The sequence below is a fragment of the Halomonas sp. KM-1 genome, assembly GCF_000246875.1.
Lineage (GTDB): Bacteria > Pseudomonadota > Gammaproteobacteria > Pseudomonadales > Halomonadaceae > Halomonas > Halomonas aerodenitrificans.
Genome location: NZ_BAEU01000048.1, coordinates 20,334 through 40,271, shown reverse-complemented (window position 1 = coordinate 40,271; position 19,938 = coordinate 20,334). Strand labels below are relative to the sequence as shown.

The 19,938-nt window shown below is 63.0% G+C and carries 20 protein-coding genes; 14 read left to right on the top strand and 6 right to left on the bottom strand.

Annotated features, from left to right (window positions below; all coding sequences use genetic code 11):
* The first annotated feature begins 69 nt into the window (after positions 1-69).
* The 5 genes from phnD to B8115_RS04670 all read left to right on the top strand — a co-directional run bounded on the left by phnD (position 70) and on the right by B8115_RS04670 (position 4,290).
* The gene (gene phnD / locus B8115_RS04690) at positions 70-1,035 is read left to right on the top strand and encodes a phosphate/phosphite/phosphonate ABC transporter substrate-binding protein (RefSeq protein ID WP_010626600.1); all 966 of its coding nucleotides are present in this window, start codon (positions 70-72) and stop codon (positions 1,033-1,035) included.
* 92 nt (positions 1,036-1,127) lie between these two features.
* Entirely contained in the window at positions 1,128-1,961 is an 834-nt protein-coding gene (gene phnC / locus B8115_RS04685) for a phosphonate ABC transporter ATP-binding protein (RefSeq protein ID WP_010626599.1), read from the top strand.
* Positions 1,958-2,767 (top strand): phosphonate ABC transporter, permease protein PhnE, encoded by an 810-nt coding sequence (gene phnE / locus B8115_RS04680; RefSeq protein WP_010626598.1) that lies wholly within the window; start codon positions 1,958-1,960, stop codon positions 2,765-2,767. The genes phnC and phnE (B8115_RS04680) overlap by 4 nt, the downstream gene beginning before the upstream one ends.
* A gap of 52 nt (positions 2,768-2,819) precedes the next feature.
* Positions 2,820-3,635 carry a phosphonate ABC transporter, permease protein PhnE gene (gene phnE, locus B8115_RS04675; protein WP_010626597.1) on the top strand — a complete coding sequence of 272 codons (816 nt, stop codon included), beginning with the start codon at positions 2,820-2,822 and terminating at the stop codon, positions 3,633-3,635.
* 22 nt (positions 3,636-3,657) lie between these two features.
* Entirely contained in the window at positions 3,658-4,290 is a 633-nt protein-coding gene (locus B8115_RS04670; RefSeq protein WP_010626596.1) for a histidine phosphatase family protein, read from the top strand.
* Positions 4,291-4,296: 6 nt separating this feature from the next.
* Here the strand turns inward: B8115_RS04670 and B8115_RS04665 are convergent, their stop codons facing one another.
* On the bottom strand, positions 4,297-5,529 hold the full coding sequence (locus B8115_RS04665) for an MFS transporter (RefSeq protein ID WP_083861773.1): 1,233 nt from the start codon (positions 5,527-5,529) through the stop codon (positions 4,297-4,299).
* A 111-nt stretch (positions 5,530-5,640) separates the two neighbouring features.
* Positions 5,641-6,306, bottom strand: coding sequence for an SDR family oxidoreductase (locus B8115_RS04660; protein WP_010626594.1), 666 nt, complete (start codon positions 6,304-6,306; stop codon positions 5,641-5,643).
* Positions 6,307-6,482: 176 nt separating this feature from the next.
* Here B8115_RS04660 and B8115_RS04655 point away from each other — a divergent pair, with 176 nt between their 5' ends.
* Positions 6,483-7,904, top strand: coding sequence for a hypothetical protein (locus B8115_RS04655; RefSeq protein WP_010626593.1), 1,422 nt, complete (start codon positions 6,483-6,485; stop codon positions 7,902-7,904).
* A gap of 56 nt (positions 7,905-7,960) precedes the next feature.
* Here B8115_RS04655 and B8115_RS04650 read toward each other — a convergent pair whose 3' ends face one another.
* Positions 7,961-9,703, bottom strand: coding sequence for a bifunctional diguanylate cyclase/phosphodiesterase (locus B8115_RS04650; protein ID WP_010626592.1), 1,743 nt, complete (start codon positions 9,701-9,703; stop codon positions 7,961-7,963).
* A 149-nt stretch (positions 9,704-9,852) separates the two neighbouring features.
* On the opposite strand from B8115_RS04650, the gene ugpB reads away from it, so the two are divergent.
* The 4 genes from ugpB to B8115_RS04630 all read left to right on the top strand — a co-directional run bounded on the left by ugpB (position 9,853) and on the right by B8115_RS04630 (position 14,043).
* Positions 9,853-11,169 carry a sn-glycerol-3-phosphate ABC transporter substrate-binding protein UgpB gene (ugpB, locus tag B8115_RS04645; RefSeq protein WP_051004599.1) on the top strand — a complete coding sequence of 439 codons (1,317 nt, stop codon included), beginning with the start codon at positions 9,853-9,855 and terminating at the stop codon, positions 11,167-11,169.
* 68 nt (positions 11,170-11,237) lie between these two features.
* A complete protein-coding gene (gene ugpA / locus B8115_RS04640; protein WP_010626590.1) occupies positions 11,238-12,122 on the top strand; it encodes a sn-glycerol-3-phosphate ABC transporter permease UgpA in 885 nt (294 codons plus the stop codon).
* 21 nt (positions 12,123-12,143) lie between these two features.
* Positions 12,144-12,992, top strand: a complete 849-nt coding sequence (ugpE, locus tag B8115_RS04635) for a sn-glycerol-3-phosphate ABC transporter permease UgpE (RefSeq protein ID WP_010626589.1) — start codon at positions 12,144-12,146, stop codon at positions 12,990-12,992.
* Position 12,993: 1 nt separating this feature from the next.
* Positions 12,994-14,043, top strand: a complete 1,050-nt coding sequence (locus B8115_RS04630) for a sn-glycerol-3-phosphate import ATP-binding protein UgpC (protein ID WP_010626588.1) — start codon at positions 12,994-12,996, stop codon at positions 14,041-14,043.
* Here the strand turns inward: B8115_RS04630 and B8115_RS04625 are convergent.
* The 3 genes from B8115_RS04625 to B8115_RS04615 form a co-directional block, all read right to left on the bottom strand.
* Complete coding sequence (locus tag B8115_RS04625; protein WP_010626587.1) at positions 14,012-14,209, bottom strand: GntR family transcriptional regulator; 198 nt, start codon at positions 14,207-14,209, stop codon at positions 14,012-14,014. The genes B8115_RS04630 and B8115_RS04625 overlap by 32 nt on opposite strands.
* Before the next feature lie 126 nt (positions 14,210-14,335).
* Positions 14,336-15,010, bottom strand: coding sequence for an HAD family phosphatase (locus tag B8115_RS04620; protein WP_010626586.1), 675 nt, complete (start codon positions 15,008-15,010; stop codon positions 14,336-14,338).
* 147 nt (positions 15,011-15,157) lie between these two features.
* On the bottom strand, positions 15,158-15,742 hold the full coding sequence (locus B8115_RS04615) for an SIS domain-containing protein (RefSeq protein WP_010626585.1): 585 nt from the start codon (positions 15,740-15,742) through the stop codon (positions 15,158-15,160).
* A 223-nt stretch (positions 15,743-15,965) separates the two neighbouring features.
* On the opposite strand from B8115_RS04615, the gene B8115_RS04610 reads away from it, so the two are divergent.
* The 4 genes from B8115_RS04610 to B8115_RS04600 all read left to right on the top strand — a co-directional run bounded on the left by B8115_RS04610 (position 15,966) and on the right by B8115_RS04600 (position 19,900).
* On the top strand, positions 15,966-17,255 hold the full coding sequence (locus tag B8115_RS04610; protein ID WP_051004598.1) for a glycosyltransferase: 1,290 nt from the start codon (positions 15,966-15,968) through the stop codon (positions 17,253-17,255).
* A 77-nt stretch (positions 17,256-17,332) separates the two neighbouring features.
* Positions 17,333-18,139: an inositol monophosphatase family protein gene (locus tag B8115_RS04605; protein WP_010626583.1), complete on the top strand. Its 807-nt coding sequence runs from the start codon at positions 17,333-17,335 to the stop codon at positions 18,137-18,139.
* A 94-nt stretch (positions 18,140-18,233) separates the two neighbouring features.
* Positions 18,234-18,383 carry a hypothetical protein gene (locus tag B8115_RS23555; RefSeq protein WP_158409636.1) on the top strand — a complete coding sequence of 50 codons (150 nt, stop codon included), beginning with the start codon at positions 18,234-18,236 and terminating at the stop codon, positions 18,381-18,383.
* A 122-nt stretch (positions 18,384-18,505) separates the two neighbouring features.
* Positions 18,506-19,900, top strand: coding sequence for a CHAD domain-containing protein (locus tag B8115_RS04600; protein ID WP_158409635.1), 1,395 nt, complete (start codon positions 18,506-18,508; stop codon positions 19,898-19,900).
* Positions 19,901-19,938: the final 38 nt, after the last annotated feature.

Sequence of the window (19,938 nt, the reverse complement as noted above, 5' to 3'; positions counted from 1 at the left end):
CGTAATGCCAAGACAGCAGGATGGCAGCCGTAACAGTTCGCTACCTTTCCGCAAAACAGGTGATCGACAATGCTGTCCCAACGTTTCTCCCCTCTGCTGCTGCGTACCGCCGTTGCCGGCGTCCTGACCACCATGGCGTTTCAGGCCAGCGCCGACCTCTCCTCGCGCTACACCGATGCCGATGGCGACATGGTCGCCGATATCCCCAGCGATGAGTCCCGCTGGGTCGATCCCAGCACGCTGGTGTTCGCCTACACCCCGGTGGAAGACCCGGCCGTCTATGCCGACGTCTGGGCCGACTTCCTCGACCACCTGGGCGAAGCGACCGGCAAGCGGGTGCAGTTCTTCCCGGTGCAGTCCAACGCCGCCCAGCAGGAGGCACTGCGTGCCGGCCGTCTACACGTGGCCGGCTTTAACACCGGCGGCGTGCCGGTGGCGGTGAACTGCGGCGGCTTCCGTCCCTTCGCCATCATGGCCGCCGAGGACGGTAGCTACGGCTACGAGATGGAGATCATCACCCACCCGGACAGCGGCATCGAAAGCATGCAGGACCTGGCCGGTCGTCAGTTGGCGTTCACCTCGCCCACCTCAAACTCTGGTTTCCGCGCCCCCTCGGCACTGCTGCGCAGCGAGTACGGCATGGAGGCCGACGAAGACTTCGAAACCGCCTTCTCCGGCTCGCATGACAACTCCATCCTCGGCGTGATCAACCGTGACTACGACGCCGCCGCCATTGCCAACTCGGTCGCCCACCGCATGCTGGCCCGCGGTGTGATCAACGAAGGCGACTACGAGGTCATCTACACCTCCGAGACCTTCCCCACCACCGCCTACGGCATTGCCCACAACCTGAAGCCGGAACTCCAGGAGCAGATCCAGGAGGCCTTCTTCAGCTACGACTGGTCCGGCACGCCGCTGGAAGCCGAGTTCGCCAACTCCGGGGAAGCTCAGTTCATTCCCATCACCTATGAAGAGCACTGGTCGGTGATCCGCACCATCGCCGACGCCAATGGCGTCACCTACGACTGCGACTGATGCGGGAGCGGCTGCGCACCGCAGCCTGACACCACAAGAGCGGCCGGGGAAACGCCCCGGCTGCTCCGTGCATGAAAGAAGGGAGCTGCACCATGCTGACTCTATCCCAGGTCACCAAGCGCTACCCCACAGGGGACCGCGCTCTGACCGACATCGACCTGACCCTGCCACGCGGCCAGGTCATGGCGCTGATCGGCCCCTCCGGAGCCGGCAAGAGCACGCTGATTCGCTGCGTCAATCGTCTGGTGGAACCCACCAGCGGCAGCATCCGCCTGGAGGACACCGAGCTGACCCGACTCTCCGGCGCGGCGCTGCGCCGGGCACGCCGCTCCATGGCCATGATCTTCCAGGAGTACGCTCTGGTGGATCGCCTCACGGTGATGGAGAACGTACTCTCGGGACGGCTCGGCTACGTCGGCTTCTGGCGCAGCTTCACGCGTCGCTACCCACAGGAAGACATTGCCGAAGCCTTCCGCCTGCTCGACCGGGTCGGCCTGCCGCACGCCATGGACAAGCGTGCCGACGCACTCTCCGGTGGCCAGCGCCAGCGGGTGGGTATCGCCCGGGCCCTGATCCAGAGCCCGCGCCTGCTGCTGGTGGACGAGCCCACTGCGAGCCTCGACCCCAAGACCTCGCGTCAGATCATGCGCCTGATCCGCGAGCTGTGTGCCGAGCGCAATCTGGCCGCCATCATCAACATTCACGATGTGGCTCTCGCCCAGCAGTTCGCCGATCGCATCGTTGGCCTGCGTGCCGGCGAGATCGTCTTCGACGGTAAGCCCAATGAGCTGGACGCGGAGACCCTCACGACCATCTATGGCGAGGAGGAGTGGGATACCCGAGTTCAGGACGACATCGGCGAGAGCACACCGCCGCGTGAGGTACCGGCTTCCCGACTCACGCTGGCCAGTGGTGGCGCCTCATGAGCCGCCAGGCAAAGGCCCAGGCAGGCCAGTGGCGACGGCTGCCGCTGATCGAGAACCCCAAGTTGCGTTGGGGATTGGTCGTGGGCCTTGCCGTCTATCTGGTACTGGCACTGGCCTCGGTGGAGGTCAACTGGACTCGGGTCGCCGAGGGCGCCGGTCGCGGGCTGAACTTCCTGGCCGCTTTCACCCAGCCTGATTTCGTCAGCCGCCGCGGCGACATCATCAATGGCATTCTCGAAAGCCTGACCATGACCGTCACCTCGACGGTGATCGGCGTGGCCCTATCGATCCCGGTGGGACTTGGCGCTGCGCGCAACATCGCACCCTGGCCCATCTACTACCTGTGCCGCGGCATCATCACCGTGTCGCGTACCTTCCAGGAGATCATCATCGCCATTCTGTTCGTGGTGATGTTCGGCTTCGGCCCCCTGGCCGGCATGATCACGCTGGCCTTCGCCACCATCGGTTTCATGGCCAAGCTGCTGGCCGAGGATATCGAGGATCTGGACTGGCGTCAGGTCGAGGCGGTTCGCGCCACCGGGGCCAACTGGTGGCAGACCATGAACCACGCCGTACAACCCCAGGTGATGCCGCGCCTGATCGGGCTCTCGATGTACCGCCTGGACATCAACTTTCGCGAATCGGCGGTGATCGGCATCGTCGGGGCGGGCGGCATCGGCGCCACCCTCAATACCTCGATCAGCCGCTACGAGTACGACACCTCGGCGGCAATACTCTTGATCATCATCGCCATCGTGCTGTTGTGTGAGTACAGCTCGAGCTACATCCGCCGCTGGACCCAATGATGCGATGGCGGTGTGCGCGCCGCCCATTGTCTTTGTCTGAAAGGATTGACACATGCCCGTCTCGACGACTCCGCAGGGCACGCCCATCTGGCACCTGCGCACCACCCGCGCCCAGTGGCTGGGCTATCTTGGCTGGCTGGCCGGCGCCTGCCTATTCTTGCTGTGCTGGAAGGTGATCTCCGACAATACCATGTGGGTCTTCGTCGAGGACGCCGGCCGCCAGGGCAGCGATCTCATCAGCCGCATGCTGCCGCCACAGTGGAGCTACGCCCACCGGCTGTGGAAGCCGATGTGGGATACCCTAAACATCGCCACTCTGGGTACGCTGCTGGGCATCGCCATGGCCTTCCCGGTGGCCTTCCTGGCGGCCCGTAACACCTCACCGCACCCGCTGGTGCGCAGCGCCGCCTTGCTGATCATCGTCTCGTCGCGCTCCATCAACTCGCTGATCTGGGCCATGCTGCTGGTGACCATTCTCGGTCCTGGGGTGCTGGCCGGCATCATCGCCATCGCCCTGCGCTCCATCGGTTTCATCGGCAAGCTGCTTTACGAGGCCATCGAGGAGATCCACCCCACCCCGGTCGAGGCGATCAGCGCCACCGGCGCCGGACGCATGCAGGTGATGAGCTACGGCGTGCTGCCTCAGGTCATGCCTGCCTTTGCCGGCATCAGCGTCTATCGTTGGGACATCAACATCCGGGAATCCACGGTGCTGGGCCTGGTGGGCGCCGGCGGCATCGGGCTACAGCTCAACGCCGCCATCAACAGCCTGGCCTGGAATCAGGTCAGCGTCATCTTCGTGATGATCTTCGTCACCGTACTCGCCTCGGAGTGGATCTCCGCCCGGGTGCGCCACGCCATCATCTGACCGCCGCGACAGGAAACCGACCATGCGCTTTACCAATGCCGAGGTGATCACTCTCGACCTAATTCGTCACGGTGAGCCGGTGGGCGGCCGCATGCTGCGCGGCACCACCGACCATCCCTTGAGCGAACGGGGCTGGCAGCAGATGCAGACTGCCATCAACGACCTGCTGATCGATGGAAATCCGCCGTGGGACGCCATCGTTACCTCGCCGCTCTCCCGCTGTCGTGAGTTCTCCCTATGGCTGGGTGAGCAATACGACCTGCCGGTGACGATAGAGCCAGCACTCGCCGAGATGGACCTTGGAGACTGGGAGGGCAAGACCCACGCCGAAGTGCGTGCCCTTGAAAAGGAGACGGATCGCCAGGCCGCCCTGTGGGCCGACCCCAGCCAGACGTCGCCACCTGGTGGAGAAAGCGTCGAGGCTTTCGACAAGCGAGTGGGCGCGGCCTGGCAGGGGCTGCTGGAAACGCCAACTGGCAGCCACTTGCTGGTGGTATGCCATCTGTTCGTGACCAATGCCGTACTGCGCCAGGTACTCGAGCAGCCGCTCTCGCGCATCCTGGCCTTCGACCTACCCTATGCCGCTAGCTGCCGTATTCGCCATGAGCGCCATGCGCTGGGCGAGACCAGCCTGGTGGAGTGGATCGGGCGGTAACGCCCTTCAGCCATCGACGTCCACCGCCCTGCTGCTGCGCGCACAGCGCAGCAGGCAGAACACCGCCAGCGCGCCTGTCGCCGTCGGCAGCAGGAACCCGACGGCGTAGCTATCGCTCTGCCACACGATCAGGCTGAACAGTGCCGGCCCCACCAGCACCCCCATATAGGTCAGCACTAGCACGGCGGCGGTAGCCTCGCCTACTTCCCCCGGCTCGCAGCGCCGCGCCACCTCGGCCAGGTAGACGCCGTTCCAGCCCACGGCCGTGGCGCCGGCGACCACCATAAGAGCGATGGTCAGCCAGATGGGAAGCGAGCCGCTCAGTAGCGCCAGCAGCAGGAACACCAGGGTGATGCCGGCTGCCAGGCCGAAAAGCACCGGCAGACTGGCCCTCAAGCGATCCGCCAGGGCGCCCCAGAGCAGGCGCCCGGTTACCCCCGCCACGTGCACCATCGATATGACGGCACCTGCTGCCACCAGAGTCAGCAACAGCTCCTCCACCATGTAAGCCACCGCAAAGCTGAGCAGCGAAAGCTGTGCCGCCGACAGGCAGAAGCCGGCGGCACCCAGCCATAGCATGGCCCGGGAGCGGTGAAGCACGGTCAGGCTTCCGCCGCCCTGCATGCGCACGCTGGCATCCCGCGTCGCATCCCAGAAAGCGCGTCGCAGCTGAAGCAGCAGCAAGGTGAAAAGGCAGGCGGTGCCGACCGCCAGGAAGGCCGCCTGCCAGTTCCAGATGGCTGCCAGCGGCGGTGCCATCAGGCCGGCCAGCACACCGCCCAAGGGCACGCCGGTCTGCTTGATGGAGTAGACCAGATTTCGCCGCTCGGCGGGGGTAAAGCGGGTCAACAGCTCCGCCGCCGCGGGACTGGTCAGGCCATAGGCCAGGCCCAGCAGCAGCGTCGTGGCCAGCAGCGCTAACGGCGTGCCGAGCAGCGCCATCAGGCAGCCCGCCATCACCAGCGCCATCGCCAGTTGGCTGGCCCGGCAGCCGCCCAGGCGCCGCGCCACCACCGCCGACTGCAGCGAGGCCAGCATCGCCACGCCATACAGCAGGCTGACCTGAAGGCCGACCAGATTAGTGGCTACCCCAAAGGCCGCCGCGATCTGGGGTGCCAAGGTAGGCACCAGCAGCATGCCGCCACTGCATAACACCTGCACCCAGGTCGTCGCCGCCAATACCCACCAACCTTCCCTGGGGCCGGGTGGCGATGTAGCGGCGGAAGATAAGGCAGGCATGGCAGGCTCCGGTGATGACAGGCAAAACCGTTAGCCTACACACAAATTTTCGACTTTAGCCAACGTTATTGACGAAGACTGCCTTCGTCGTGCCAACCGCTCGACGCCCGACTACCAGGGCAGCGCCTCGCCGTTGCTGTGCCAGAACCCCCCGCTGTTCTCCAGGGTCAACGCCTCGATGCGCGCGGCGATACCGGCTGCCGCTTCCTCGGGGGTTATCAGCCCGCCGAAATTGACCATGCGGGTCTGCACGTACCCCGGATGCAGCTGGGCCACCGCAATGCCGCGGGGCTTGAGATCCATGGCCAACGACTTGCCGAAGGCGTTGAGCGCCGCCTTGGAAGCCCGGTAGCCGTAGCGGCCGCCGGAGTCGTTATCGGCGATCGACCCCATGCGACTGGTGATGTTGGCTACCTTGCTGCCCGCCCCGAGATTGTCGAGCAGCGCCTCGGTCACCCGCAGCGGAGCGTAGGCGTTGACCTCCATCTGTTCGCGAATGGTGTCGAAATCGAGCGAGCCCAGCGACTCATCGCGCAGCAGGCCGGCGTTGTTGATCAGCAAGTCCAGACGCTGCCCCGCCAGCGCCTCGGCCAGCCGTGCGACGTCCTCGGTGCGGGTCACGTCGACCCCATCGATGACCTGATCGGCCAGCTCGTCGAGCTCCTGCGAGGTGCTGCGGCAGACACCGTACACGCGCCAGCCCGCCTTCTTGTAATGGCGCGCCAGCGCCAGGCCGATGCCGCGATTGGCACCGGTAATCAGAACCGTGGAAGACATCCCGACTCCCCTTCGTTGCGTGTTGTGATGACGCCACCAGTGTGGTCGCCGCCTGGCGAAGTGCAAGCGCCGATTCAGCACATATCCCTCAACGCAGACCCGGCATATAATGGTTACGCAATGTAACCCCTCGCGGGCCCTCTTACCGATGCTTGCCATCGAACAAGGACGCTTTCATGGCCAATCGCGCCTCCACCACTACCCTTGCCGCCCTAGGCGGCGCCGCCATCGGTTTGATCGTTGGCTGGCAAGTACCGAGCAACTCGACCGCTCCCGTCCCGACTGTCGATCAGGCCGTAGCGGACGACACCGTCTCAACACCGGCCTTGCAACTTGGCGAACGACTGCGCAGCGAACTCACCTCGTCCAGCGAGCTCAACGGCAAGGATGGCAGCCGCTTCGAGCGTTTCCATCTACCGGTCGAAGAGGGAACCCTGATCGAGATCGAGCTCGGCGGCCCTCTGCACGGCACGCTTTCGCTCTACGATCCCGAGCTGCAGCTGCTCGCCACCAGCGCGAGCCCCATGTATTACGACGTCTCGGCGGCAACCTCTCTGCGTCGCCGGATCGACGAGGGCGGCGACTACGTGGTGGTAGTCAGCGGTCAGGACATGCACAGCTACGGCCCCTTCACCCTCACCACCCGGGAGATGGAGCTGACGACCAGCGATACGCTGGCCATGCCCTCCAGCGCCGACGGCTGGCTGCAGGACGGTGGCGACACCTTTAGCGTGACCATCGAGGAGAGCGGCCTCTATCAGTTCGAGATGCGCTCCAGCGACGTAGACGCCTACCTGGTGCTCGAAGGCCCCAATGGCTATCGCCGTGAGGACGACGACAGCGCCGGAAACCTGGACGCCCGCATCGCCGATTTCCTCGAACCCGGGGAGTATCGTCTCACCGCGCGCAGCGCCTACGGCCAGGACAGCGGCCTCTATACTCTGGAGCTGGCTCCCCATGAGCTGGCCAGCGATGAGACGCTGCGCAACAGCGGTGAGCTGGCAATCGACGAGCCGCTGTTCGGCTGGTTCAGCGGCAATGGCCTGGAGTATCAGCTCACTCTCGAGGCGCCGGCGATGGTGACGCTGGATATGCTCTCGGCCGACTTCGATGCTTTTCTGGAGCTGCATGGCGATGGCGTCTTTGCCAGCGATGACGATGGTGGCGAAGGGCTGAACGCGCGGCTGATCCGCTCGCTGGAAGCCGGCGAGTACACCGTGCTGGCTCGCAGCCACAGCGGCCAGGGCAGCGGCCTGTTCGAGCTGCGTGCGGCCGCCATCGCCCTCGACGAACTCGCCAGTGAAGGGCAACTGGAGAGCGGACGCGCGCTGCAGGCGTGGCTGGAGCCGGGTGCACGCAACGTCTATGAGATCGTGATCGAGGAGGCCGGCGACTATCGTCTGGATCTGCATTCCGACGATTTCGACGCCTATCTCGAACTCGAGGGCGAAGGGCTCTTTCTGAGCGACGATGACGGTGGCGATGGGATGAACTCGCGCATCGCCACTCACCTGGAGGCGGGCACCTACCGCGCCACTGCCCGGGCCTACGGCAACAGCGAGAGCGGAAGCTTCACGCTCTCGCTCAGCGCCGAATAACGCAACAGCCGGCCGACCGGCCTCGCTCGCTCCGCGAGGCCGGTACACGCCCGCCGTCAGTGCCGGCAGCGCCGCTCGATGAACAGACTGTTGCCAGCTTGTCGCTTGGCTTGTTGCTTGAGTTCCGAAAGATCTTCGGATATTGCCAGGACGTCACAGCCGCGACCATCACTTACCGGCCTTGCCGCCAGCGACAGACTGACGAAGGGATAGAACGTCACGCGGCCCTGCCGACTCTCGACCCGTACCCCGCCGGCTCGGCGATCCTCCGCATCGTAGAAGTCCGGCGCCATGGCGCCGAATGCTGTCAGAATACGGTGACAGCGCGCCTCCCAACCGGCATCGTCCAGTAGCAGCATGAAGTCATCACCGCCGATGTGACCGATGAACCCCGTCTTGCCGACCTGCTCATCGAGCAGCTGAGCCAGCGCCAGAATCACCCGGTCGCCCCGCGCATAGCCGTAGGCGTCGTTATAGGCCTTGAAGTTGTCGAGATCGCAGTAGACGGCAGTGAAGACCTTGCCATGCTCCAGCCATTCGCTCAGCGTCTCGTTGATCATCAGGTTCCCGGGTAGACCGGTGAGCGGATTGGCATGGCGCGCCTGACGCACCTGAATGGCAGTGATCTCGCGCAACAGGTCAACGATATTACCCATGCCGCGATAGCGGCCCTCGCCGTCGACGATGACGAAATCCTCCTGGGGCACATCCGCACTGTCGGTGAGCTGCTGGCTGAGCAGGGTCAGCGGCGTTTCATCGACGGCCACGGCGAAGCGTGAATCGCACATGTCCCGCACCAGACGCTTGGCGAACAGGGCATGACTGTAGGGGTTGGTGAACAGGGTAAGAAACTCGCTGCGCCGCACCACACCGACCGGCCTGTCGTTTTCCACCACCGCCACACAGCGCAGGCCCGGCTCGCCACGAAACCGTCCGCTCAACTCCAGTACAGGCATCTGCGGTTCGATCGGTGCCAGCGACTTCATGATGGTGTGAGCGCTGCGTACCAGTCCGTGACGGGCCGAGGCTCCGACCGGCAGTGAGCGGCCGATATCTCGCGACGGGGTCTGGCTGGGACGGGCAAAGTAGTAGCCTTGCAGCAGCGACAGGCTGCGATCCAGCTCCCACAGCGAGCGGTACTCCTCGGCGGTTTCCACGCCTTCCGCTATCAGCTGGCAGCCGAGGCTGCGCGATACATCGAGAATCGAGCGCAGGAACTGCCGCTTGTCGGGGTCCTGATCGATGCCGGAGATGAAGTGGCGGTCGAGCTTGACGAAGTCGGGGCGCAGCTCGGCCCAGTGGCGCAGACTCGAATGGCCGGCCCCTAGGTCGTCCAGCGCAACCTGAAAACCCATGTCGCGATAGTGCTCCACCGCTTGGCGCATCAGCACGTAATCGGTGATCGGCAGATGTTCGGTGAGTTCGATGACGACACGATTGGGAGCCAGCCCATGGTCGCGCAGATAGCCCAGGGTCAACCCCTCGCTGAAGTCCCGCTCGACGATGGTCAACGGCATCACGTTGAGGAACAGCCTACCGGGCAAGCCTAGCCGCACGAAGGCGGCAATCGCCAGGCGGCGGCACAGCAGATCGAGCTCTACCAGCAGGCCCGACTGAATGGCCATCTCGAACAGGGCCAACGGAGAGTGCAGCCTGGAGCCTTCGGGGCCACGAATCAGCGCCTCGTAGCCATGCACGCACTGCCTGGCGACATCGACGATGGGTTGGAAGCATGGCGTGAGCCGCTCGCCTTCTATGATCGCTCTGAGCTCGCTCTCCTCGATGTCGGAGGTCGTCATGGTCAGCCCTGAAATGGTGTCAGGGCGAGATTGCAACGTTTAGATGACAGCACCATGACAGCGCTATGCAATGCTTATTCATATTCGTGAAACCTGATTGACACGCTACGAGCCTAGCGTTATCGGCGACATCACCCAAGGAGAGTCTCATGTCGCCTCGCTCTACCGCTTTCATGTCAGGTGCACTCGTAGCGTCACTGTCCTTTTCCGTTCATGCCGCTACCGAAGTTCAATGGTGGCACGCCATGGGCGGCGAGCTGGGAGAGATGCTCGAAGCCGTTACAGAAGAGTTCAATGCCTCTCAGGACGACTATCGAGTTCGTCCCAGCTATCGTGGCAACTACACCGAGACCATGACTGGCGCCATTGCTGCCTTCCGCGCGGGCCAGCATCCGCATATCCTGCAGGTATTCGAGGTGGGTACCGGCACCATGATGGCAGCGGAAGGCGCGGTCTATCCTATCTACCAGTTGATGGAAGACCATGGCCGCACCTTCGATCGGGAGGCCTTCCTGCCGGCGGTGGTGGGTTATTACACCGATACCCGCGGCAACATGCTCTCCTTCCCCTTCAACTCTTCCACTCCGATTCTCTATTACAACCGCGACGCCTTCGAGGCGGCGGGTCTCGAGGGCGCACCGCAGACTTGGGAAGAGATCGAAGCTTATTCGCGCCAGTTGCGCGAACAGGATGCCGCCAACTGCGGTTTCACGACCTCCTGGCCAAGTTGGGTCATGCTGGAGAATTTTTCCGCCATGCATGACTCTCCGCTGGGAACGTTGGAGAACGGCTTCGGTGGTCTTGAAACCGAATTCGTCTTCGACAATGACTTGGTCGCCCGCCACTGGGACAACCTGAAGGCGTGGCAGGACGAGGGCGTATTCCGCTGGGGTGGACCGGGGCCGGGCAACGACGCAGCACCGATGTTCTATTCCGGTGAATGCGCCATGTTCTTCGGCTCCTCGGCAGCCCGTGCCGGCGTGCTGGCCAACGCCGATTTCTCGATCGGCTACGGCATGCTGCCCTACTACGAAGATGTCGATGGTGCCCCGCAGAACTCGATCATCGGTGGCGCCACCCTGTGGACGCTTCAAGGTCACAGCGAAGAAGAGTACGCAGCCGTAGCAGCCTTCTTCGATTACCTCTCCCAGCCTGAAGTGCAAGCCGACTGGCATCAGAAAACCGGCTACCTGCCGATCACTCATGCCGCCTGGGAGTTGAGCGAGTCACAGGGTTTCTATACCGAAAACCCGGGCACCGAAATCTCCATCGAACAAATGACCCTCAACGAGCCCACCGAAAATTCCAAGGGGCTGCGCTTCGGCAACTTCGTGCAGATCCGCGACATCATCTCCGAGGAGATGGAAGCGGTAATGACAAGCAGCAAGAGCGGGGAACAGGCCAGTGCCGATGCGGCTCGCCGCGGCAACGCTCTCCTTCGCGACTTCGAACAGGCCAATCAATAAGAAACAGCCATGGCGCCTCCGCCCCAGTGGTGGGGGCGCCTTTTTCCTTCGCCTTGCCGAGCAATACCATGCAAACCAAACGCATGACGTTCCCCGGGCGCTGGCTGCCCTACGCGCTACTGGCCCCTCAGGTCATCGTCACATTGGTCTTTTTCATCTGGCCGGCGAGTCAGGCGCTCTATCAGTCGCTGCTGCGTGAGGACGCCTTTGGCCTGAGCTCCAGTTTCGTGGGTCTTGCCAACTTTTCCCGACTCTTCGACGACGCCTACTACCTCAATTCCCTGTCGGTTACCGCCGTGTTCGCCATCGGCACGACTCTGCTTTCGATGAGCGCGGCACTGCTGCTGGCGGCAACCGTCAACCGACTGCTTCGCTCTCGCGACGCTTATACCACGTTGCTGGTATGGCCCTATGCCATCGCCCCTGCCATTGCTGGCGTGCTGTGGTGGTTCATTTTCAACCCATCCATCGGCATCGTGCCCTACGTACTCGACATGCTGGGCTACCGCTGGAACCACCGCACCTCTGGAACGGATGCGATGCTGCTGGTGATCATTGCTGCAGCATGGAAGCAGATCGCCTACAACTTCCTGTTCTTCCTGGCTGGACTGCAGTCGATCCCGCAATCACTGATCGAAGCCGCCGCCATCGACGGAGCCGGACCGGTCAAGCGCTTCTGGACTATCGTATTCCCATTGCTGACGCCCACTACGTTCTTCCTGCTGGTGGTCAACGTGGTCTATGCCATGTTCGACACTTTCGGCGTCATTCACGCCACCACCCAAGGGGGTCCGGCCCAGGCGACCAACATCTTGGTCTACAAGGTCTACGCCGATGGTTTCGTGGGCATGAACATCGGCAGTTCAGCTGCACAGTCGGTGATCCTGATGGCCATCGTCATCGCGCTGACCGTCATCCAGTTCCGCTTCATCGAGCGGCGCGTCAACTACTGATCCCAAGAGGCACACAACGTCATGGTCGAACATCGACCCTGGGGGAATCTTTTCGCCCACTCCATTCTGATCCTTGGCGTGGCCCTGGTACTGTTCCCGGTCTACATTGCCATCGTCGCCTCCACCCAGGGGCCTGGCGAGTTCCTGCGCGGCACCCTGCCGTTGGTGCCGGGCAGTCATGCCCTCGACAATTACCGTGCCATGTGGGAGACCGGACTCTCTCGCGCCGGGGCGCCCCCGGCAGGCCAGATGCTGTGGAACAGCCTGGTGATGGCGCTGGCCATCACCTTTGGCAAGCTGTCCATCTCGCTGCTGTCGGCTTTTGCCATCGTCTATTTTCGCTTTCCGTTCCGGCTGTTCTTCTTCTGGATCATCTTCATCACGCTGATGCTGCCGGTGGAGGTACGCATCATCCCGACCTTCCGCGTGGTGGCGGATCTCGGGATGCTCAACAGCTTCGCCGGCCTCTCCATCCCGTTGATCGCCTCGGCGACCGCCACTTTCCTGTTCCGCCAGTTCTTCATGACGGTGCCGGAAGAGCTGCTGGAAGCCGCCCGCGTCGATGGCGCCGGGCCGCTGAAGTTCTTCAAGGACATCCTGCTGCCGCTGTCGGTGACCAACATCGCCGCGCTGTTCGTGATCATGTTCATCTACGGCTGGAACCAGTACCTCTGGCCCCTTCTGATCACCACCGACCCCGACTACTACACCATCGTCATGGGCCTGCAGCGCATGACCACCGCTGCCGACGGCGACCCACAATGGCACCTGGTGATGGCCGCGGTGGTCATGGCCGCGCTGCCCCCGGTGCTGGTGATCCTGTTCATGCAGCGACTGTTCGTGAAAGGCCTGACCGAGACGGAGAAGTGAGATGGCACGCATCAAATTGGAAGGCCTGAAGAAGACCTATGCTGGCGGCGTCCAGGCGGTAAAGGGCATCGACCTGGAAGTGGCGGATGGTGAATTCGTGGTCCTTGTAGGCCCATCGGGCTGCGGCAAGTCGACCCTGCTGCGCATGGTGGCGGGGCTGGAGACGATCAGCGAGGGACGCCTGGAGATCGGCGACAGTGTAGTCAACGACCTGGAGCCCGCTCAGCGTGACATCGCCATGGTGTTCCAGAACTACGCGCTCTACCCCCATATGACGGTGTTCGACAACCTGGCCTATGGCCTCAAGAATCGCGGTTTCAAGCGCAGCGAGATCGAACGACGAGTACAGGAAGCGGCACGCATGCTGGAAATCGAGGACTTCCTGCCGCGCAAGCCGCGCCAGCTCTCGGGCGGCCAGCGTCAGCGGGTGGCCATGGGCCGGGCTTTGGTGCGCGAGCCTGCCGCCTTTCTGTTCGACGAGCCGCTCTCCAACCTCGATGCCAAGCTGCGGGTGCAGATGCGCGTGGAGATCAAGCAGCTCCAGCGTCGTCTGAAGACCACCAGCCTTTATGTCACCCACGATCAGCTCGAAGCCATGACCCTGGGCGACCGCCTGGTGGTGCTCAACGGCGGGCGCATCGAGCAGGTCGGCACCCCCATGGAGATCTATGCGCGCCCAGCCTCGATCTTCGTGGCGACCTTCATCGGCTCACCGGCCATGAACCTGATTCCGCTAGACTACCTGCGAGAGAGGGGCAATGGCTTACTCGGGGACCTGCCCAAGAGTACCGATATCGTCGGCATTCGCCCCGACGACCTACACATGCAAGCCCCGAGTGGCCCACACCTGGTGGTGGACTCCACCTTGGAGCTGTTCGAGGCCGCCGGCGCCGAGAGCCACCTCTACGTACGCCTGGCCGGCAGCGACCAGCCCAGCGTGATTCGCACCGCCGGCCAGCCTCCGGTGGCGGAAGGCGAGACCCTGCGCTTTTACGTACGCCGCGAAGCGCTGCATCCCTTCAACCGCAAGAGCGGCAAACGTACGGTGTAGGGGGAGACGGCTGGTGAGCCAAAGCCTGGCGCAAAGTAACCCGAGTGGTTCGAAAGCGTTCCGCCAGGGTCCGCTCGGCGGGCAGGCGGCCCGCCTCGAAGGCCTCCGGGTTGCTGAGCAGCTCACGCAGATGATCGGTGAGGCGCAGATAGTAGGCATCACTCATGTAACACTCCCTGTCAGCCAGCAGGCAACAATGATCGACTATAGAGAACGTGCCCAGGGAGTACGAGATCAAGAGTGCAACATTGGTTGGCTCTGCGGAATGTTCGAGCCTGAGCGAGACGCAGAGTCAGCCGACCAGCGCCGCACACGGTCGCCAGTCCAGCCGCTCCCAGCCCTCTACCCGAGCCACTTCGGCAAGTACCGCATCGGGGTTCACCGCCACCGGGCGGTCCACCCGGCCAAGTAGCGGCAAGTCGTTCTGAGAATCGGAATAGAACGTCAGATGGCTGACAGCGCCCTTTTCCGCCAGCCACTGCTCGAGGCGAGCGATCTTGCCATCCCGGTAGGAGAGTATCCCGGTAGTGCCACCGGTGAAGTACCCACTCTCCAGCGCCGGCTCCACGGCGATCACCGCCTCGATACCCAGCTCGGCAGCAATCGGTGCCACGAGATGCCGCGACGAAGCGGAAATGATCATCGGCGTCTCACCCCGAGCGCAGTGCTCGGCGATGCGCGCCCGCCCTTGAGCAAACAGCCGCGGCAGGATGCGCGCCGCGACGAAGTCCGCCACCTCGGCGTCAACCTCATTCACATGGCGCCCGGCCAAGGGAGCCAAGGTCAAAGACAGATACTTCTCCAGACGCAGCCGGCCAGTATGGTAGGCCGCATCCATGGCCTGTGCATGGGCCAGAAACTCGCCCGGGGCATCAACCCAGCCACGCTCTACCATCCAGCCATTCCAGAGCGCGCTGCAGTCGCCATCCAGCAGGGTATCGTCAAGGTCGAACAGGGCAAGGTGCATGGCATCCTCCACAAGCCTGGGTTTCAAGACGCCCCATAGCCTGCGTCAGTCCAGTGACAAGGGCATGACACCGGTTGCGTTACCAAGAGCGGCTGTGCCCATCTCGATGGACCCGATAAATGGCCATAGAAGTGAACAGGCGAGCAGTCAGTAGTTTTCAGGAAACAGCTCCCGCTCCACCAGCTCGATCAGAATGTGAATGACCTTGATATGCAACTCCTGAACTCGATCGGCATATTGCCCTGCTGGAGTACAAATCTCAGTGTCCGACAGCTCGCTAAGCGTAGAGCCGGGGCGACCGGTCAACGCGATGATATGGATCCCATGGCGGCTTGCGTAATCCGCCGCGGCGAGCACATTGGTACTCGTACCGCTGGTGCTGATGGCCAACAGGCAATCGCCCTCACGGCCATGAGCCTCCAAGTAGCGAGCGAACACCCGATCATAGCCATAATCATTACCGACACAACTCAGGTGACTCGGGTCACTGATGGAAGCCGCTGGCAACCCCTTGCGATGCAACCGGTAACGGCCCGACAGCTCTTCGGAGAAGTGCATGGCATCGCACATGGATCCGCCGTTGCCGCAACTGAATACACGTCCACCATGACGAAACGTATTACTGAGCTGCCGCCCAGCTGCTGCAAGTGTGCGTAGGGTCTCTCCATCATCTAGCAAGGCATCCAGTGCCGCCCGTGCTTCATTCAGACTTTGATAGACGTACTGTTCCATTTCCCTCATGACACTTCGCAGCCTTGTGGATACATGAAAATGAAGTGTGCCAGTTTGGCTCATCGAAGTGACAAGGGGATAACACGCCGATACCCCAAGGGGTAGCCGAGCGGGAGAGCAAAAGCGCCCGCTCTCACCGTGACAGGAAGAGAATCACACTGTCACCATGGCGTCACTCGGACGACGCAGGATGGTGAGGCATCCTGCCATGCAGAGCCGAACCATGAACATATTGATGCTTTCCGACGTCTACTTTCCCCGCATCAACGGTGTCGCCACCTCGATTGCCAGCTTCCGCGATGCGCTACAAAGGCTCGGCCATTCCGTCACCCTGGTCTGCCCCGGCTATCCCGTGGGGCAAGTGGATGAACCGGACGTACTGAGGATCTCCTCGCGCGGCGTTCCTGGCTCCCCCGAAGATCGCATGATGCACTATCGCGAGGTGATGAAGCTGGCGCCGCGGCTCGCCGCAGAGCACTTCGATCTGGTACACATTCACACACCCTTCGTCGCCCACTATGCCGGCGTGGCGCTGGCAAGGCGGCTGGGCATTCCGGCCCTGGCCACCTACCACACGCTGTTCGAGGAGTATCTCCCCCTCTATGTTCGCGGCGTACCCAGCCGTTGGCTGCGCTTCCTCGCTCGGCGCCTCTCGGTGTGGCAGTGCCGCCGGCTGGCAGCGCTGGTGGCACCGTCGCATGCCATGCACGACACACTCCTGCGCTATGGCGTCAAAACGCCCGTGGCGGTCATCCCCACCGGGTTGGCGCTGGAGCGCTTCCGTCATCCCGTCGAGGACGATGACTTCCGCGACCGCTACCATCTGCCGAAAAACGCCCGGCTGCTGTTGTTCGTCGGACGCCTCGCCTTCGAGAAAAACATCGCCTTTCTGATCGACCTGCTGCCCCGGGTGCTGGCCGAGCATCCCGATACGCGCCTGATCATTACTGGCGAAGGACCGGCCCGAGCGGCCTTGGCACGCCGGGCTCGGCAGATCGGCATGGAGTACGCCGTGCACTTTCTTGGCTACCTGGGGCGCAACGGCCCGCTGCAGACCGCCTACCGTGCGGCCGATGCCTTCATCTTCGCCTCACGCACCGAAACCCAGGGGTTGGTGCTGCTGGAGGCCATGGCGCTGGGTACCCCAGTCGTCTCCACCGCCATGATGGGCACCCGCGACGTGCTGGTGGACGGTGCGGGTTGCCTGATTGCCGACGAGGATCTCGACGACTTCGCCGCCAAGGTGAACCGACTGCTCGACGATGACGCGCTGCGCGGCGAACTGGCGCAGCGTGCCATGACCCATGCGGCAGGCTGGCACGAGGACGCCAAGGCCGCCGAACTGGCCGGGCTTTATGCTCGAATAGCAGGGATGCAAATAGCAGGGAGCGGTAACGCCAGAGCGGTGCCACTCACCACGCTGACGGCCTCCAGTACCCAACAGACGGTATCGTCTGCGACAGAGGTATTACCCCCCGAAGCCAATGAAAAGGAGCAGACGCCAGTCATGTGAGACACCGGCAGGTGTCAATTTCCCGACATCTGCAGGCAGTAACATAGTGGTTTTGGCCATGATCCAAGAGGCTCGGCATGACAAACGTTACTTCACCCACTCTGATCGATACGCTCAAGCAAGCCGCTCAGGCAGCGGGCGAGATCCTGCGCGAGGGCTACCGCGCCGCCGGCACGATCGACTTCCAGTGCAAGGGCGCCTCGGACTTCGTGACCGACTACGACCGGGCGGCAGAACACGCCATCATCGACAGCGTGCGAAACGTTCATCCTGAGGTCGGTTTCCTAGGTGAGGAAACGGGCGCAACACCGGCTCAAGACAGTAACGTCGTGGTGGTCATCGACCCGCTGGACGGCACCAACAACTTCCTGCACCGAGTGCCCCACTTCTCGGTATCCATCGCCGTGCGCCAGGGCGACCAACTGACCCACGGGGTGGTCTACCAACCGCTGCTCGACGAGATGCTGTGGGCGGTTCATGGGCAAGGCGCTTACCTGGGCAGCCGCCGTGTCGTCGCCTCTCCGGCCCGCCCCATGCCGGAAATGCTCCTCGCCACCTGCCTGCCCTATCATGCCAAGGGCGACTGCCCTACCAGCCTGCGCCAGCTCACGGCAATGATGCCGGCCGTGGCCGGGATTCGGACCCCCGGCTCGGCAGCACTGGAGATCGCCTACACCGGCCTTGGCCGCTTCGATGCCTTCTGGTCTCAAGGCGCCAGGCTCGACCTGTGGGACGTGGCCGCCGGCATCGTCTTCGCCCGGGAGGCGGGTCTTGTCGTGACTGACCTCGAGGGCAACACCAACCCTGCCGAATGGCACAGCCTGCTGGTAGCCCGTGCCGAGCGGCACGATGAGCTGCTAGACGCCTTGCGGCAAGCAGGCTGACCAGCTTCGTGTTCGCCCGGCTCGGATCGTCACCACTCTGTCACCATCCGTCGTTAGCGTCGGAGAGACCTAGCGCTTCGACAGGAGAAGCCCTATGCCACGGCGCCAGCGCGAACCGCTCAGTGACGAGGAGATCGATTTCCTGGTCCAACTGGCAAATGGCAATGCCCTGGCCCACCACCGCCGCCGTGAGCGCGAGCGGCGGCGCTCGTCACAATCACCCCGGCCCGAAAAGCGCGAGTAACGTGATGTGTCACAGTAGGGACGGCAATTGTCATGGAACTGTCGTGATGACAGATGGCACGGCAGGATACACTTCAAAAAACAATGATCGCTCAACCTGCTGAGAGCAGGGACTATCCGTCCATGAAGCATCTCTTTCTGATTCGACATGCCCGGGCTATGCGGCCTGACGATATCGAGGATCGTCAGCGCCCGCTGAGCCCCCGTGGCCAATGCCAGGCGGTGGCCATGGCGCCGGCACTGCAACGCCTTGGTGCCCTCGACGGCGAGCTACACGTCAGTTCGGCCCTCCGCGCTCAGCAGACGTTGCAAGCCCTGGATACCACCCTACCCGAACTTGGTCTGGCAAAGCGGGCCCAAGGCCATGAAGCGCTTTACACCTTCGAGGAGAAAGCGCTGCTCCAATGGCTACAGGCCCTCGATGAGGGTAATGACCGTCTCGCCTTGATAGGCCACAACCCTGCCCTGCTGGCACTTGCCCAACGTTTGAGCCTCAAGGCTCCCAAACGGCTGCCAACCGGCGGGCTGATATACCTCACCCTGCCCACCGATACCTGGCGGGACCTGGGCCACCACACCGGAGAGACCCGCTCCACGCTCTCGCCTGTAGAAGTGAGCCACACCCTGTTTCAGCGTAAAGCGCCTGCGCCGCCACAGCTCGGCAGGCTAAAGGCCCCCACGCGCATCCAGCAGCGGCTAATGTATCAGTACCGCATGATTCGATCCCTGGAGGCCGGTGTCAGCGCCGGGCACGACCCTGAGTTCCTGCATCAATATAGAGTCAACCTACGCCGTAGCAGAGCGATAGGCGAGGCGCTGCTGAGCATGCTCGATACAGCGGGGCTCCGCCGGGCACTGAAAGGGCTGCGTCGGCATGCACGGGTCACCAGCGAATTGCGCGATCTGGACGTGATGTTGGAGAACCTGATCCGACAGCCCGCTGGAGAAGTCCGCGAATCGCTGGAACCCATGGTTGTCTGGCTACAGGCTCAAGCCCGGGAGGTGCGCCGGAAAGTCAGGGAAAATCTGCAACGGCGACGCTACGCACAAGACATGCAGGCGTGGCAGGAGCTCATCGCATCCCCGCAATTTACCAAGGCGCTGGCACGGCTACGCACGCCCCAGATCGATCGAGCCTTGCACGAACGATTGGCTCGCCATGATGCGCTGCTGACCTCTCTCGACGACGCCACTCCGGATGCTGCAATACATCGACTGCGCAAGCAGGTAAAACGCATCCGCTATCTTGCCGAGTTGGCCCCGGATGCCTACCAATATCTGCTCGAGCAGCTCGAAGAGCGCCAGGAGCGACTGGGTGAGTTTCAGGATCTCTGCACACAGCTCGATTGGCTCGATTCTTTCGTCAATGCGAGGCAAGAGCGACCTCTCACAGAAGAAACGCGTGATGCGATGCGAGACAGGGCTAGCCAACTGGTGGAGCGCAAGGACATGATTCGCCGAGCCCTTCGTGAACTCCCTTCTCTTGCCGACAAGGTCAGCCTTTCTTCAACCCACTAGCATACTCGTGGACGACGCCAAAACGCTTACCGGAGTGT